The 16667-nt window shown below is 48.9% G+C and carries 15 protein-coding genes and 1 pseudogene; 13 read left to right on the top strand and 3 right to left on the bottom strand.

The features are described from left to right. The first annotated feature begins 843 nt into the window (after positions 1–843). The 6 genes from KTH90_RS05090 (at position 844) to KTH90_RS05065 (ending at position 9613) form a co-directional block, all read left to right on the top strand. Entirely contained in the window at positions 844–4326 is a 3483-nt protein-coding gene (locus tag KTH90_RS05090; protein WP_158350892.1) for a DNA polymerase III subunit alpha, read from the top strand. 63 nt (positions 4327–4389) lie between these two features. Continuing rightward, positions 4390–5409, top strand: a complete 1020-nt coding sequence (gene pfkA, locus KTH90_RS05085; protein ID WP_238726373.1) for a 6-phosphofructokinase — start codon at positions 4390–4392, stop codon at positions 5407–5409. Further along, positions 5409–6191 carry a TrmH family RNA methyltransferase gene (locus tag KTH90_RS05080; protein ID WP_158350895.1) on the top strand — a complete coding sequence of 261 codons (783 nt, stop codon included), beginning with the start codon at positions 5409–5411 and terminating at the stop codon, positions 6189–6191. Before pfkA ends, KTH90_RS05080 begins: the two co-directional genes overlap by 1 nt. Positions 6192–6204: 13 nt before the next feature. Next, positions 6205–6834: a DUF998 domain-containing protein gene (locus KTH90_RS05075; RefSeq protein ID WP_158350897.1), complete on the top strand. Its 630-nt coding sequence runs from the start codon at positions 6205–6207 to the stop codon at positions 6832–6834. A gap of 510 nt (positions 6835–7344) precedes the next feature. Then, the gene (locus KTH90_RS05070; RefSeq protein ID WP_238726372.1) at positions 7345–8736 is read left to right on the top strand and encodes a sn-glycerol-1-phosphate dehydrogenase; all 1392 of its coding nucleotides are present in this window, start codon (positions 7345–7347) and stop codon (positions 8734–8736) included. A gap of 7 nt (positions 8737–8743) precedes the next feature. Beyond that, positions 8744–9613, top strand: coding sequence for an HAD-IIA family hydrolase (locus KTH90_RS05065; RefSeq protein WP_158355740.1), 870 nt, complete (start codon positions 8744–8746; stop codon positions 9611–9613). Positions 9614–9827: 214 nt separating this feature from the next. Here the strand turns inward: KTH90_RS05065 and KTH90_RS05060 are convergent, their stop codons facing one another. The 3 genes from KTH90_RS05060 to KTH90_RS05050 all read right to left on the bottom strand — a co-directional run bounded on the left by KTH90_RS05060 (position 9828) and on the right by KTH90_RS05050 (position 12722). Next, positions 9828–11405, bottom strand: a complete 1578-nt coding sequence (locus tag KTH90_RS05060) for a hypothetical protein (RefSeq protein ID WP_238726371.1) — start codon at positions 11403–11405, stop codon at positions 9828–9830. Next, the gene (locus KTH90_RS05055; RefSeq protein ID WP_158355741.1) at positions 11395–12111 is read right to left on the bottom strand and encodes an ABC transporter ATP-binding protein; all 717 of its coding nucleotides are present in this window, start codon (positions 12109–12111) and stop codon (positions 11395–11397) included. The genes KTH90_RS05060 and KTH90_RS05055 overlap by 11 nt, the downstream gene beginning before the upstream one ends. 74 nt (positions 12112–12185) lie before the next feature. Beyond that, positions 12186–12722, bottom strand: a complete 537-nt coding sequence (locus tag KTH90_RS05050) for a helix-turn-helix domain-containing protein (RefSeq protein ID WP_158355738.1) — start codon at positions 12720–12722, stop codon at positions 12186–12188. Positions 12723–13195: 473 nt separating this feature from the next. Between KTH90_RS05050 and KTH90_RS05045 the strand changes: the two genes are divergently transcribed. The 7 genes and pseudogenes from KTH90_RS05045 to KTH90_RS05015 all read left to right on the top strand — a co-directional run bounded on the left by KTH90_RS05045 (position 13196) and on the right by KTH90_RS05015 (position 16416). After that, positions 13196–13456, top strand: a complete 261-nt coding sequence (locus KTH90_RS05045) for a helix-turn-helix transcriptional regulator (RefSeq protein ID WP_158355737.1) — start codon at positions 13196–13198, stop codon at positions 13454–13456. Continuing rightward, positions 13432–13875, top strand: a pseudogene (def, locus tag KTH90_RS25275) (peptide deformylase); the annotation flags it as partial. The gene KTH90_RS05045 and the pseudogene def, both read left to right, overlap by 25 nt. A gap of 18 nt (positions 13876–13893) precedes the next feature. After that, positions 13894–14283, top strand: coding sequence for a DUF3783 domain-containing protein (locus KTH90_RS25270; RefSeq protein WP_334300911.1), 390 nt, complete (start codon positions 13894–13896; stop codon positions 14281–14283). Between the two features lie 139 nt (positions 14284–14422). Continuing rightward, a complete protein-coding gene (locus KTH90_RS05030; protein ID WP_330655898.1) occupies positions 14423–14641 on the top strand; it encodes a hypothetical protein in 219 nt (72 codons plus the stop codon). Between the two features lie 245 nt (positions 14642–14886). After that, positions 14887–15825, top strand: coding sequence for an HD-GYP domain-containing protein (locus tag KTH90_RS05025; RefSeq protein ID WP_158355735.1), 939 nt, complete (start codon positions 14887–14889; stop codon positions 15823–15825). Beyond that, complete coding sequence (locus KTH90_RS05020) at positions 15822–15968, top strand: hypothetical protein (RefSeq protein WP_238726370.1); 147 nt, start codon at positions 15822–15824, stop codon at positions 15966–15968. The genes KTH90_RS05025 and KTH90_RS05020 overlap by 4 nt, the downstream gene beginning before the upstream one ends. Beyond that, positions 15958–16416, top strand: coding sequence for a MarR family winged helix-turn-helix transcriptional regulator (locus tag KTH90_RS05015; protein ID WP_158355734.1), 459 nt, complete (start codon positions 15958–15960; stop codon positions 16414–16416). Before KTH90_RS05020 ends, KTH90_RS05015 begins: the two co-directional genes overlap by 11 nt. The last annotated feature ends 251 nt before the right edge of the window (positions 16417–16667 follow it).

Here is a 16667-nt window from a genome sequence, read left to right as displayed (position 1 = left end):
TTGTTGATTACTGAGACAGAGAGTATTGAAAGATAAAAACCTTGAATATAAGCACGAGTAATGCTATATTATAGATAAGAGGAATAACCGCCCACAAGTTGGGTTGGCCTGTTATATTAGATAGAAATTCCACCCGTCAACCGGTCAAAGTTTAGGGGTGGTTTTTCTATGTTAAGCTATCAACATATCATGTAAATAAATGTCAGTAACGCCAATATAAACATCCCAAAGGGCCAACACCACCCTGCAACACGGTTATTCCTTATGTTAAAATATATCATAATTCACATTATCTGTCATCGTCAATAATAGCTGAATGATCCCCCCAAAAAATACCCATAAATTTATATACAATCAGCCTTCACAAAAGCAGGTGTGGAATGGACGGGTCTGCGGCGTGCGCTCCTTTGGAGGCTGGGGGTGCCGGCTCTCATTCTGGCGGGCGGGAGGCCTTGCGTTCGTTCCGGCACATAAGGCGCCCGTGTGAAATCTTAATGGAATCCGGCCGGGCTGTTATGGGCGACAGACTGCGTTCCCTGCAGTCTGTCGGTGGCTTCTGAACCGTGAATGCATCAGGCATTCGCGGTGAATAAGCCACGAACCCATAACAGCCCGGCCGGATTCCATTTAGATTTCCCCGGGTAACAGCCTTAAGTGCCGGAACGAACGCAAGGCCTCCCGCCCGCCAGAATGAGAGCCGGCACCCCCAGCCTCCAAAGGAGCGCACGCCGCAGACCCGCCCATTCCACACCGGACCAAAGTCAATCTCCCCCAACAAGAAAAATGTCGATTGGCGAACATAGTTGAGTATGTTATAATCTGAAATAGAAAGTGAGGTGCCTTATGGAGTTTACGCATTTACACGTCCATACGGAGTATAGTCTGCTGGACGGTTCGAATAAGATAAAAGAATATGTGGCCCGGGTAAAGGAGCTGGGAATGGACAGCGCGGCGATCACGGACCATGGGGCGATGTATGGAGTGATCGAATTTTACCGGGCGGCGAGAGAAGCTGGGATCAAGCCGATTCTGGGATGTGAGGTCTATGTGGCCCCGAATTCAAGATTTGATAAGGAGACCACCGGAGGGGATGACCGGTATTATCATCTCGTTTTGCTGGCTGAGAATAATCAGGGCTACAGCAACCTGATGAAGATTGTTTCCAAAGGGTATGTGGAAGGATTTTATTACAGGCCCCGGGTGGACATGGAGGTGCTGCGGGAGTACCACGAAGGGATTATCGCGCTGAGCGCGTGCCTGGCCGGTGAGGTGCAGCGGTATATTCAGAAAGGTCTGTACGAGGAAGCGAAAAAGACCGCATCAAAATATGAAGATACTTTTGGAAAAGGAAACTTTTTCCTGGAACTTCAGGATCATGGGATTCCGGCTCAGAAGACGGTGAATCAGCAGCTGGTCCGTATGAGCCAGGAACTGGGGATCGAACTGGTCGCTACAAATGATGTGCATTATACATACGCGGAAGATGAAAAGCCTCACGATATTTTATTGTGCATCCAGACTGCGAAGAAGCTGGCGGATGAGGACAGAATGCGCTATGAGGGCGGTCAGTATTATGTGAAGTCTGTGGAAGAGATGGAAGCGCTGTTCCCCTATGCCAAACAGGCGCTTGAGAATACCCATAAGATCGCAAAGCGCTGTAATGTGGAGATTGAATTCGGTGTTACGAAGCTGCCGAAATATGATGTGCCGGAAGGATTTACCTCATGGGAATACCTGAATAAACTGTGCTTCGACGGCTTTGCCAGGAGATATCCCGACGACGACGGGACCCTGAAAAAGAGACTGGAATATGAGCTGGATACCATCAAAACCATGGGGTATGTGGATTATTTCCTGATTGTTTGGGACTTTATTAATTATGCGAAGAGAAATGACATTATGGTGGGGCCGGGGCGCGGGAGCGCGGCTGGCAGTATCGTGTCCTATTGCCTGGAGATCACGAATATTGATCCGATCCGCTACAATCTTCTGTTCGAACGGTTTCTGAATCCGGAACGGGTTTCCATGCCGGATATTGATATTGACTTCTGTTTTGAACGCAGACAGGAGGTCATTGATTATGTGACCAGGAAATACGGGAAGGACCGGGTGGTGCAGATCGTTACCTTTGGTACCATGGCGGCCCGGGGTGTGATCCGGGATGTGGGCCGGGTCATGGACCTGCCCTATGCCCTGTGTGATACCATCGCCAAAGCGATCCCGATGGAACTGGGAATTACGATAGATAAGGCGCTGAAGATGAATCCGGAGCTGCGCAAGATGTATCAGGATGATGATCAGGTGCGCAGCCTGATCGATATGTCCAAGAGGCTTGAGGGGCTGCCGCGCCATACTTCCATGCATGCGGCCGGCGTGGTGATCAGCCAGAAGTCGGTGGATGAATATGTACCGCTGTCCAGGGCGGCTGACGGTTCGATTACCACACAGTTTACCATGACGACTCTGGAGGAACTGGGGCTTCTGAAGATGGACTTCCTCGGACTGCGGACCCTGACAGTGATCCAGAACGCGGTGAATATGGTGGAAAAGGGCCATCATCTTCCATTAGATATGGAAAAAATAGATTACAATGATCCGGATGTGCTGGCCTCCCTGGGGACAGGTAAAACAGACGGAGTGTTCCAGTTGGAAAGCGGCGGGATGAAGAGCTTTATGAAAGAACTTAAGCCCAAGAGCCTGGAGGACATTATCGCAGGTATTTCCCTGTACCGTCCCGGGCCAATGGACTTCATCCCCCTCTATATTAAAGGAAAGAATTCGCCGGAGAGTATCACCTACGACTGCCCGGAGCTGGAATCCATTCTGGAACCCACTTACGGCTGTATCGTCTACCAGGAGCAGGTTATGCAGATCGTTCAGAAGCTGGCGGGCTATACGCTGGGGCGCAGCGATCTGGTGCGCCGGGCCATGTCCAAGAAAAAAGTGGCGGTCATGGAGAAGGAGCGCAAAAACTTCGTCTACGGAAATGAGGAAGAAGGAGTTCCCGGCTGTATCAACCGCGGGATTGAGGAGAAAACGGCCAATAAAATATTTGACGATATGATCGATTTTGCAAAATATGCATTTAACAAGTCCCATGCGGCCGCATACGCGGTGGTGGCTTATCAGACCGCGTATCTGAAATATTATTATCCGGTGGAATTCATGGCGGCCCTGATGACGTCCGTTATCGATAATCCAGGTAAGGTGTCGGAGTATATCCTGACCTGCCGCCAGATGAATATCCAGATTCTGCCGCCGGACGTGAACGCGGGGGAGACGCATTTCTCCGTTTCAAATGGTAAGATCCGATATGCGCTGTCTGCAATCAAGAACGTGGGCCGTCCGATTATCGACGCGTTGGTGGAGGAGCGGGAACAGAGCGGGCCCTTCGCGAACCTGAAGGAGTTTTTGACCAGGATGGCCGAAAAGGACATGAACAAAAGAGTGATCGAAAATCTGATAAAAGCAGGCGCGCTGGACAGCCTGGGCGGCACCAGAAAGCAGTTTATGATGATCTATGTGCAGGTGCTGGACAGTGTCAATCAGGAACGGAAATATTCTATGACCGGCCAGATGTCCCTGTTTGATCTGGTAGAGGAGGAAGACAAACAGGCTTTTGAGATTCAGCTGCCGGATGTGGGTGAATATTCCAAGGAAATGAAGCTGGGATTTGAGAAGGAAGTGCTGGGCGTGTATATTAGCGGCCATCCCTTGGAAGAATATGAAGAGAAGTGGAGAAAGAACATTACCCAGGTTACTACGGATTTCCTGCCCGATGAGGAATCCGGCGCAGCCAAAGTGAGGGACGGCGCGAAAGCGATTATCGGCGGTATGATTACCGGTAAAACGGTAAAGCCTACCAGGACGAATACCATGATGGCTTTTATCCAGATCGAGGATCTGGTGGGCACAGTGGAGGTTATTATCTTTCCCAGGGATTATGAAAAATATAGCTCAATACTCATAGAGGACAGCAAAGTTTTCGTCTTAGGACGTATTTCGGCGGAGGAAGAAAAAGCAAGTAAGCTGATCTGCGAGAAGATTATCCCGTTTGATACCATACCCAGAGAGCTTTGGGTGAAATTTCCCGATCTGGATGCCTTCCGAGCGGGGGAACAGGATCTGTATGATACACTGCGGGATTCCGACGGACAGGACCGGGTGGTGGTCTATGTAGAGAATCCCAAAGCGGTAAAACGGCTGCCTCCGGCCAGGAATATCAGAATTAATCCGGAGATCCTAAGCAGTTTAACTACAAAATATGGAGAAAATAACATTAAAGTTGTTGAAATGAGTATTGAAAATAAAAAAGAAATCCTTTAGAATGGAAAGGAAATGTGAACAAATTAACGAAAGATAGTTCGAAATATATGGGAGGAATTCAGCATGGCAAAAGAGTTATCCTCCGGGTCCGCAATGCCCGGTATCGAAGGCAATAAGGAAATCAATACAATCGGTGTCCTGACCAGCGGCGGCGACGCCCCCGGAATGAACGCGGCGATCCGTGCGGTTGTCAGAAGGGCAACTGACCAGGGAAAGACTGTCAAGGGCATTTTAAAAGGATATAATGGTCTGTTAAATGAAGAAATTATCGATATGGATAAAAGAAAAGTGTCCGACATTATCCAAAAGGGAGGAACGATCCTCTACACCGCGCGCTGTGCTGAGTTCCGGACTCTGGAAGGACAGCAGAAGGGGGCGGAAGTATGTCGCAAGCACGGCATCGAGGGCCTGATCGTCATCGGCGGAGACGGTTCCTTCCAGGGTGCCCAGAAGCTGTCTGCGCTGGGGATTAATACGATCGGTGTGCCCGGAACCATCGATCTGGACATCGCATGCACGGAATACACCATCGGATTCGACACCGCGGTTAATACCGCCATGGAAGCCATCGATAAAGTACGGGACACATCCACGTCCCACGAGCGGTGCAGTATTATCGAAGTAATGGGCCGTAATGCCGGATATATCGCGCTGTGGTGCGGTATCGCCAACGGAGCGGAAGACATCCTGCTTCCTGAGAAATATGACTATGATGAACAGAAACTGATCAACAATATTATCCGCAACCGGAAACGTGGGAAAAAACACCATATCGTAATCAACGCCGAGGGAATCGGACATTCCGAGAGCATGGCGAAACGGATCGAAGCCGCCACCGGGGTAGAGACGAGAGCTACCATCCTGGGACACATGCAGCGCGGCGGCAGCCCGACCTGTAAAGACAGAATGTACGCGTCCATCATGGGAGCCTATGCCGTGGATCTTCTGTGCGCCGGAAAGACCAACCGCGTCGTCGGCTACAAAAACGGCGATTATGTTGACTTTGACATCGACGAAGCACTGGCAATGAAAAAAGATATCCCTGCATACCAATATGAAATCAGTAAGGCGCTGTCAAGATAATGATAACAAGTACGCATAACCAACAAGTCAAACATGTCATGCAACTAAATAGAAAACCCCGGCTTCGGAATGAAGAAGGGGTTTTTGTCGTAGAAGGTTTTAAGATGGTAAAAGAAGCCCCAAGAGACCGTATCGTGAAAGCCTATGTAAGTGCGTCGGCACTTGCGGACTCATCCTGTCAGGCCCTTCTTGCGGATCTTTCCTTTGAAGCTGTGGAAGACCAGGTATTTACGCAGATGTCCGATACACAGACACCTCAAGGCATCCTCGCCGTTATCAAGCGGCAGGAGCCTGATCCGGACCAGCTGTTGGAGCAGACGGACCCATTTCTTCTGCTGATCGAAAACCTTCAGGATCCGGGTAACTTAGGGACTATGATCAGAACCGCGGAAGGAGCCGGTGTCACCGGTATCCTGATCAGCCGTGAAAGCGTGGATCTGTACAACCCCAAGACGATCCGTTCCACGATGGGTTCTATTTACCGGGTTCCTGTTCACATCGCTGACAGCCTGACAGGCCTCATTCCCTTGCTGCATCAGCGCGGGATCCGGACGTACGCCGCGCATCTGCGCGGCACGGAGTCCTATACGGACGCAGACTATCAGAAAGGAACCGCCTTCCTGATCGGCAATGAAGGTAACGGACTTACAGAAGAACTTGCTGATGCAGCGGATCAGTACATCCGAATTCCAATGGAGGGACAGGTTGAATCCCTGAATGCAGCCATGGCTGCCGGAATATTGATGTATGAAGTGAAGAGACAGAGAACGGGCTCAAAATGAAGGAGATTCTAAATTGGAAAATACTGCAAAGTTGTTTCTCTATATACTGCCAATCGCCCTGTGCGCCGATATAATAATACCCCTCCTGCTGGGGCCGTTTTACAAAGGTTACAGTCAGCTTTATCAGGTTATGAGTGTATTAGGCAATCATCATTTTATCTTACATAGGATATATAATACGTGGCTTGTTATTTTAGGTCTGATACTAATCGCCGGCAGTGTACAGTTATACAATCTTATCGTCTCTGTTTCTATGCCTATGGCTATCGCACTGATGATCATCCTCATTCTATACGCGGTTGGGGGCTGCATATTATCTGGTCTGTTTTCCGTCGGTGAAGACAAATCCCTTGAAACTCTCCCGGCAAAAATCCACGGCATAGGGTCGGCCATTGGATTTATGATCTTAACTTTAGCTGGCCTTACGGTTTCCGTCTATTTTCACAAAATAAATGCGTTGGCCTGGATGTGTGCAGGAGCTATTAGTTTTCTTTGCTCCGTTATCTTTTTTGTTTTATTTATAATGGCCGATAAGCCTGCCTATGCTGATTCCATCCTCTCATTGGAAGGTTTATGGCAGCGTTTAAGTCTGGTATTCATGTATGTGCCAATCATACTACTCTGTTTTTATTTGTTATGGTAAAAAGGGAGACTGTCCGAAAACCAGGGCGCAGCCCGCCAGGTGTCCGCTCTGTACGGACGTATCCTATGGGGCGCCCGCCAGGGAGAGCAGTGTCTATGGGCCTCTTCCTCACTTAAGGCTGTTACCCGGTTAAATCTAAATGAAATCGGGCCGTCCGGTTGCGGGTACGTGGCTGATTCACCCCGAATGCCGGATGCATTCGCGGCTCAACAGCCACCGAAAGACTGCACGGAACGCAGTCTTTCGCCCACAACCGGACGGCTCGATTTCATTAAGATTTCACACGGGCGCCTTATATGAGGAAGAGGCCCATAGACACCGCTCTCCCTGGCGGGCACCCCATAGGATACGTCCGTACAGAACAGACACCTGGCGGGCTGCGCCCTGGTTTTCGGACAGTCTCAGGGAAGGGACTGCCGGCCCCAATGATGATTTATTAATAATAGTTAACATGGATTTTATTAATAATAGTATTGCGCAGGGCCTCCGTTCTTGACGGCGGTTCATTTTATGTTACAATCAAGAAAACGATGGGAAGAGAGGATGGTAGACTTGAACGGGTTGATGGAGTTGAAGGAGTATTTAAAGGGAAGATCGGGCTGCGCCTGCGGCAGAACCCATAACACAGATCTGATGGAACTGGATATCGGTAGAGGGGCAATCAAAAGGCTGCCTGGAATTCTGAAAAAATATGGTTATAAAAAGCTGCTGGTAGTGGCGGATATCAATACCTGGGAAGCGGCCGGCTCCTGTACGGCATCGGTACTTGAAGCTGCGGGCTTTACCGTGGACACCTTTGTCTATCAGGATACAGCCCTGGTTCCGGAAGAGCGGGTGATCGGCCGGCTGACAGTGGCGGCTGGCCCGGATTTTGATGCGGTGATCGGAGTCGGCAGCGGTACCCTGAATGATCTATGTAAATATATCAGCTACAAAATGGGACTGGACTATTATGTGGTGGGATCGGCGCCTTCCATGGACGGATTCTCCTCCAATGTGGCGGCCATGATTACAAACCAGTTAAAGACGACTTATGAGGTACATACGCCCAGGGGCGTGATCGGCGACGTGGAGGTTCTGAGCAACGCGCCCATGCCGATGATCGCGGCAGGTGTCGGTGACATTCTGGGCAAATATGTCTGCCTGACGGATTGGAAGATTTCCCACTTGCTTCAGGGAGAATATTACTGCGGATATGTGGAAGAGATGGTACAGAATTCAATTCGGGTCATTATGGAAAATGCGGACCTGGTAAGCGCCAGGGATCCGAAGGCAGTCGAGGCGGTTATGAATGGCTTGACCCTGTCCGGGATCGCGATCAGCTATGTGGGAAATTCCCGCCCTGCGTCGGGAAGCGAGCATCATTTATCCCACTACTGGGAGATGATGTTCTTATTTCAGAATCGTCCTGCCGTGCTTCATGGAACCAAAGTGGGAATCGGCACCATCAGTGCGCTGAAGCTCTACGAGATGCTGGCGGAAACTTCTGTTGATTTTGAAAAGGCGAGGATAAAAGCCCGGGCCTTTGATCTGGAAAATTGGAAAGAAAAGATCCGAAAGGCATACGATCCGGCGGCTGAGGAGGTGATCCTTCTGGAAGAGAGGGTACACAAGAACGATCCGCAGGTGGTACTCAGCAGAATTGACCAGATGGAAGCGCATTGGGACGAGGTTCTGACATTGATCCGTATGCTGCCGAAAGCGGAAGAGATCAGCGCGGTTCTCAAGGGGATGGGCGCGCCCGTCACACCGGCGGAAATCGGAGTGGATGCCGCCATGGTAAAAAACAGTGTGCTGTATGCCAAGGAACTGAGAAACCGGTTTGGATTACTGCAGATCCTGTTTGACCTTGGATTAAATGAGGAATTTGCCGACCGGCTGACGGCCGGATTCGGAATGTGAGGTCCGTATGCTGGAGAAAAAGAAGCTGTTTTTGTTCGATATCGACGGAACCATAGCGCTGGGGGATGAACTGCTCCCCGGCACCAGGGCGCTGTTAGATTATATCACCGACATCGGTGGAAAGGCCCTTTATATTACCAACAATTCTACCAAAAGCCGGAAGGATTATGTGAAAAAGTTTGAGAAGTGGGACCTGGCTGTCCCGGAAGAGCACTTTGTGACTGCTGCCTATGCGGCGTGCCTCTATCTGAAAGAACGCTATGACGGAAGAAAACTGTTTGTGCTGGGGACACGTTCTTTTGTGCAGGAGTTAAAAGGCTGGGGGCTGCGGGTCACGGAAGAGGTGGAACCGGACACGGCCTGCGTGGTAGTGGGGTACGACAATGAGCTGAATTATGGAAAACTGGAAAAAGCCTGTGAGCTTTTATTCCGGGAAGAGATCGATTATGTGGCCACAAATCCGGATTTGTGCTGTCCGGCTCCTTTTGGTTTCATACCGGACTGTGGTGCGATCTGTAATATGCTGTATGACGCTGCTGGAAGACGGCCGGAATATATCGGTAAGCCAAATCGGAAGATCGTGGATATCTGTCTTGAACAGACCGGGTTCACCGGCTCCGAAACACTGGTGGTGGGTGACCGGCTGTACACCGATATCGCCTGTGGAATCAGGGCGGGAGTGGAGACCTGCGTGCTTCTGACCGGGGAGGCGAAACGCAAAGACCTTGCGGATACTCCGTTTAAACCAACATACTGTTTTGAGAATGTGGAGGAGTTATGTCGGGCGGTCAGCTTCTGTTCCGCCGCTGTGCGATCACCGCAGGGGGTTTTTGCGCAATCGGAGCACCTTCCTGCAACACAAAAAAATGTGCCGTGAGGCACATTTTTTTGTACACTTTATGAGGGGGGAGATAGTGAGTGTGTAATCAACTATCTGAATACATTATATCGATAAAATATGTTCAAAGTGTGTCGAAAATCTTAAAGAATCTGAAAACATCTTAAGTTATTCCGAAATCTCTTATAAAAATTTATGAATTTATTCGAGAAATTTCTCATTCCTGGACTGATCTTACAGCCATGAAGCCGGATCAGGCGACAAATAATCTTACGGCCTTGAGCTTTTGGTAGATCCCTAAGGTGAGCGCCGCGTACAGCAGAGTAAATACGGCGGTAACGGCCAAAGGGCTCTTAAGCAGTATAGCGGACGCGATTGGAGCCAGAGTGGTCAAAAAGCCTAACAGCATGGAGATAAGTACGGCGGTTCCGCGTTTGACCACCGCATATTCGCTCTCCCAGTCATAGAGTGGAAATTTCAAATTGATCATAATACCTGCGGTTGAGATAAAAAACGTATATACGACTGGCAGAACAAACAGAAGTAATGTCTCCCAAAGTCCAGTTTTCAGACCCAGAGCCAGCAGCAGGCTGCTGATCAGTACGCAGGGCAGATAGATAATCAAGTTTACAGCGATCTTCGATTCAAAGATCGTTATGGTTTCGACAGGAGCGGAGTAAAGAATCCAGCGGTTCTTGCCTTCCAGAGAGATGGAACTGTTGGTAGTGGGGGAGAGTCCGATGAAAAACAGCGGAATCAGCGGCGCCAGTGAACAGAACCACTTTCCTGCCCCGGGAAGGTTGAGCGCGGCTTCTATCTGCCCCGGGTCAAAAAAGAGCAGAGCAATTGAGAGCGCCAGAAGAAGCAAAACTCCCATGGCGGTATTCAGCACATAGACGGAGCAGGAGAAATATCTGCGGAGTTCTTTGGATAACAGAGCCCGGAAAGGAGTGGACACCCGGAGTTCTTTTAACTGATAACCACCCCTGGTGTGAACGGCCCCCAGCAGCGTGTTCAGCCTGGTATAAAAATGTGACAGGACAGCCAGCAAAAGCAGGGCGCCCCCGATGGATATCAGGGCAAACAGCCCATAGTCTGCCCAGGAAGAATTGACGACGGCTTTTGAGACCAGGGAAGCGGGCGGATAGTAGTGATTTACCGCATCGCCGGCGGCTTTTCCCAACGCTGTAATATCATTGGAATTCCACTGTGTCGTCTGCATACTGCCGGCCAGAAACAAAAAGATGAGCGACAGGCTTAAAACAATGGTTACCAGGTTCCGGTGCCGGAACTGCAGCGATACGGCTGTGATCAGGATACAGAGCAGTGTGGCGGCAGCCAGCGGCAGCAGCGGAGCCAGAAACAGCAGGAAAAACAGCATGATCCAGGCGGAAAGGGAGATATTCGCTGCTATGCCGTATACAATTCCGGCGGGAACTAAAGCGACCAGGTTAAAAAGCAGATTAATCCCATAGACACTGGCCATCCGGCTTAAAACAACGGTAAAACTGGTGACCGGCAGTGACATGATCATATCATAATCCTGGAATCCGAATAAAATGCCGTTCCCTTTCAGAAACGTGGTGACCATTGTAATCATGGCGGAAATTAAAATCAGCATAGAAGGCAATAAATTTTCCAGTCCCAGATAGACATACCCGTACGCGGCTCCAACGCTGTAGCCGGCCATCAGCAGAGCCAGCAGCACACCGCCAATGAATAAAAGGAGCATCTGCCTTTTCTCCCTGGAAGTGCCGGAATGGAGCAGACGGTTGATACCGAACTGCTGGAGCAGCTGTACTTTGAAGAGCAGAGCGCATTTACGCATCATGATCCACCACCTCCAGAAATACCTCTTCCAGGCTGCTGTCCCCGCGGACATCCTGTGTATTTCCGCTGGCGATCAGCTTTCCGCTTTTGATAATGGCTATCTTGTTACAAAGTTTTTCGGCCACCTCCAGCACGTGGGTGGAGAAGAAAATGGCACTGCCTTTCCCACAGAGTTCGTGCATCATATTTTTCAGATCAAAAGACGCCTTGGGATCCAGACCAACAAAAGGTTCATCCAGGACAAGCAGCCTGGGCTGATGTAAAAAGGCGGATATAATGGCTGTTTTCTGTTTCATTCCATGGGAGTAGGAGGAGATCAGATCTCCCAGATTAGAGGTCAGTTCCAGTAAATCTGCGTAATGCCGGATCCGTTCTTCCCGTTCCCGCCTGGGTACCTGAAACATATCTCCGATAAAATTCAGATACTGAATTCCGGTTAAATGTTCGTAGAGATCCGGATTATCGGGTATATAGGCGGCCATGGATTTACACAGGACAGGCTCCTTTTGGATGGAATGTCCGCATATGAAGATTTCACCCTGGTCAAAATCCATAACCCCTGTAACCGCACGGATCGTCGTGGTTTTTCCAGCGCCGTTGTGCCCGATAAACCCATAGATATCACCGGACTGCACGGTTAAACTCAAGTCGTCAACCGCCTTCTTTTCTTTATGATACGTTTTGGTCAAATGCCGGATTGTAAGTATGTCGGTAGCCAATATAAGCACCTCCTTTAGAGACAATGGTTTCAGAGTTCCTTCGGTCTTTACATGCAATGATTTCAGAATTCCTTCGGTGGAGTGAGGATCACGCCGAATGAGTGCATTTTCCGGTCCGGTGTGGACGGATTTTGAATCAGCGGGGTCAGGATCTCACCGATCCTGGTTAAGGCATCTTTGATTTCTTCAGGGGAAGCGTAGCAGGGGCATACGGTAAAACTGAACGGTTCCTGCTCCGGATTGATATGATCACGCCTGGAATAGTCCTTGAATTCCTGTAAAAACGCCATCATATACTGTGTAAACATCTGCAGCAGCGTGGTACCCGGGTTTTTCTCGAATAACTGCTTGCCGACGGATTCGAAATCAAAGGCGATCCCATACACCTTTTCCGTGACGCCTCGGATTTTATTTTCCTCCACTACCTCGATCACCCCATCTTTTAACATACGGTTCAAGTGCCGGTACATAGTGGCCTGTGGAATATCGGGAAAAGCGGCGGACAGTTCCTTAGTGGTCATTTTCTGGTGTGTATAGATTTCCAGCAGCAGTTTGCTTTTTACCGGGTTGACAAACGCATCCATTAACTTGTCGATCAATCAGCATCCTTCTTTCATGTTTTGGTGGTTAGGGCTGGGATGAGAGCCGGGATAAGGGCAGGGATGAGAGGAAAGCGGCTCGGATAGTATTCCAGGCCCTGCGAGGTTCTCCCGTCTTCTGCGTAATCCATTCTAAGGCCCGGTCTCAAGTGATTTGATACCACGAGAGAAGCCTCCCGGCTCCCAAGGCCCCGCCGCTTTCCTCTCATCCCTGCACTGGTATAGGTTGTCTCCCATGCTCTGGCAGGCTACGTTAGTGTGAACTGCAATGTGTTTATGGTCTTTGGTAATGATTGATGATGAATGTTATCAATATGATAATATTATCACGTATGAGAATAAAAGGCAAGCAGTATTTTGACATTGACAATCATTTCCAGCGGGTTTAGTGTCAGAGTGGTCTTTTTAGGCGCTTGACAGAAAAATGCCGGGTGTTATAATAAATGTAAGGTTAACATTACGGAGGCGATATTTTGAAAAACAGAGTCAGGCAGCTAAGAGAGGAATACGGCTGGACCCAGGAGCAGCTGGGACGAATGGTGGGGACATCCAGGCAGGCGATCCATGCGATCGAGTCGGAAAAGTTCGAACCCTCGATCTGGCTGGCCCACGATATTTCCCAGGTGTTTCAATGTCCGATTGAAGAAGTTTTTTTGTTTGATCAAAGCGAAAGAAAATCGAGAGCGACGAGCAGCAGGAGGGCATACGAATGGCAGTCAGAAAATTGCGGATAAATGATGACCCTATACTCAGAAAGCGAAGTAGAGAAGTGGCAGCGGTGGATGACCGCATCCGAATGCTGTTAAGCGATATGGCGGATACGCTTCATGACACTCCGAACGGAGCTGCCTTAGCCGGAAGTCAGGTGGGTATCTTAAAACGGCTGGTCGTGATCGATATGGGAGAAGGCCTGATCAAGCTGGTCAATCCCATGATTACGGAGACATCCGGTCAGCAGGAGTGCATCGAAGGCTGCCTAAGCTTACCCGATCGGTTCGGCAGGACCACGCGTCCCGCCCGTGTCACAGTCCAGGCATTAAATGAGTACGGGGAGCCGATTCAACTGACCGGAGAAGGCGAAATGGCTAAATGCTTTTGCCATGAGATCGATCATCTGGACGGTGTCCTTTTTATTGACAAAATCAGCCCCAATAGGAAAGGAACCGAAGATATGAAAAAGACACAGGAACTGGTTTTGCTCTATAATTTTCAAAACACCGAAAAAGGAAGAAAATTAAAGGCAGTCCTGATACAAATGGGAATCCGAATTAAAAATGTGGATAAAGCAGCCTTTCTGGAGCCGGTCGGCAGTCTGTGCGGCATAGAAGGGATCGAAAAGAGCGAAAAGCAATACGAAGGGGAAGGATTCCCGGAAGAAATGCTGGTCATGAAAGGCATGTCCGGCAGCAGAATCGACGATCTTCTGACCCTCCTTCACAAAAACAAAATAGGGAAAATCCACTTAAAAGCTATTCTTACCGAAACAAATCAGCAATGGAACTCACTAGAATTATATGGAGAACTGAAAAAAGAACATGAAGTGATGAGCAAGAATGAGTAAGAGCAAGTGAGAGCCGCACCCCATCCCGCCCATTCCAAAAATAACAAAACCCCCCCTGATTATTACAACTACAGCGGTTTTCCCTCCTCATACGGCCGATGAACCGACCGGTAATCTGGACAGCAAATCATGCCGTACGGTGATCGATTCCTTTTTAAAAGCACGGGATGAGCTGAACGCTACGATTTTAATGGTAACCCATGACAGCTGCGCCGCCAGCTTTTGTGACCGGGTTATTGTATTAAAAGACGGCCGGATCTTTAAAGAGGTCGTGAAAATGGGAAGCAGGCAGGAGTTTTTTGACGAATTGCTGGATCTGCTGCGGGATCAGGGAGGCAAAGAAAATGACGGAGAATAAACTGTACGCGAACCCATTCAGAACAAGATTTTACTCTTTTCTTATACATCCGGACGCTGTAGTTTCCTCATATGAGACCCCTGATCAGCGGAATCCAGCCTGTTATGGAAGCCAAAGCCAAAGTCCTAGAAGTCAAAGATTGTATTCTGGTGACAAAGGTGATAAAATAAACTAAAGAATGATAGTTGAATAGGAAGCCTAATTGAGCAGACAGAGAATACGAATATGTATGGAAGGGTGTACGGATGGCGGAGCTAAGCAGCAGGCAAATACATAATATTGTACGCAGGGCTTTGAATAAGGTGGATGAAAGGCTTGTGGATCACGGGGAGCGGGTGGCTTACCTTGTGATGCACATGATGCTGGAAGAGGGGAGTTATGATGCCAGAACCATCCGGAGTATGTCTTTTGTGTCTCTGCTGCATGACATCGGGGCGTATAAGACAGAGGAGATTAACGATATGGTCCGGTTTGAGGTGGAACAGTGCTGGAACCATTCTATTTATGGGTATTTATTTTTGAAATATCTTTCTCCCTTTTGTTCCTATGCGCCGGTCGTGTTGTTTCACCACACGCCTTATGAGGAACTGGAAGGCATGCCTGTCCCCTTAAAGGAACTGGCGGAGTGTATCAGCCTGGCGGACCGGGTGGATGTCTATATGGGACAGGGGAACGGGGAACATGTGCTTCAAATTATGGAGACATACGGGGGGACGAGATTCTCTCCAAAATGGCTGGATCTTTTAAAACGGGCGGAGCAGAAAAACCAGGTTCTGGAGAAGCTTTCCGGAAGGTTTTTTATGGATGAGGTCTTTGAGGCGCAGGAGAAGGTTCCTTTAAGTGAAGAAGAGATCGACGTTTTTCTGAAAATGATTATTTTTGCCATCGATTTCAGAAGCAGGTATACGGTGATACATACGATTACGACTACCAGTATCAGCAAACAGCTGGCCGTTCTGTTCGGTTTCGACGAGACAAAGGTGGATAAGGTCCGGCAGGGCGCATTACCGCATGATCTTGGGAAGATCGGCATACCGGTGGAAATCCTGGAATTTCCTGGAAAGTTAAGTCCGCAGGCGATGAGAATCATGAGAACCCATGTGGATATCACGGAGGAAATCGTGGGAGGTGAGATCGAAGAAGAGATTATCAGATCCTGCTATGCCCTTACTGTGTGGAAATGATGATCAGCCATTTCGATGAGATCATGCAGAGGGTAAAGGAAACCGGTAATCTAATCCTGAATATTTACAATATTCTGCAGCTGGAATATGAGGAACTGGCAAGAAAGTATGCGCATAAGGGAAGGGATACCAATGAAACATAAATACCAGACAAGCAGGCTGATTTCCATATTGTACCGGCAGGGATGCCGATTTTTTGACCGTGAGCTTTCCGGGACCATGGTTGGTTATGGACAGCAGTTGTTTTTAATCCTGATTTATGAAAATCAGGGTATCAGCGTTCTGGATTTGGCTAAAATGGGACAATTCGACAAGGGGACCGTGACCAAGGCCATACAGAAACTGGAAGAACAAAGATTGATCCGTTGGGAACCAGATACCAAGGACCGGCGGATTCACCATGTATTTACCACGGATGAGGCTGAGCCGATCATCGAAGAAGTCTATCGCAAGCGGCATAAATGGAACAGTATTCTGGTGCGCAATATGTCAAAAGAAGAGGCCGCTGCCGTCGATAAACTGCTGTCGCGTATGACGGAGAACGCATTTGATTATATTAATCATGGAAAGCAGGCTGACTTGAAAAAGTAAATTCCAGTGCAAGACTAAATTCCACCAGCGGTTAAAAGTTGCAGTAAATTATAGACTTTTTTGCGCAAGTTTCCAGGATTTCTGCTATAATCAGGCTAACTACTTGCAAAAAATCATATTTCCGGGTAGAGAAAACAGGCCGCTGGAGTTCAGTATGCAGAACTAAATTCCACTAGCCCCATTCAAAAAATATGAAAAGTTTACTTCCAGTCCGGCAGCAGATTTTTTCAGGTTAGTTAACGGTTGAAGCG

It is taken from the genome of Diplocloster modestus, assembly GCF_019042245.1.
GTDB lineage: Bacteria > Bacillota > Clostridia > Lachnospirales > Lachnospiraceae > Diplocloster > Diplocloster modestus.
This window is presented reverse-complemented; position numbering and strand designations above follow the sequence as displayed.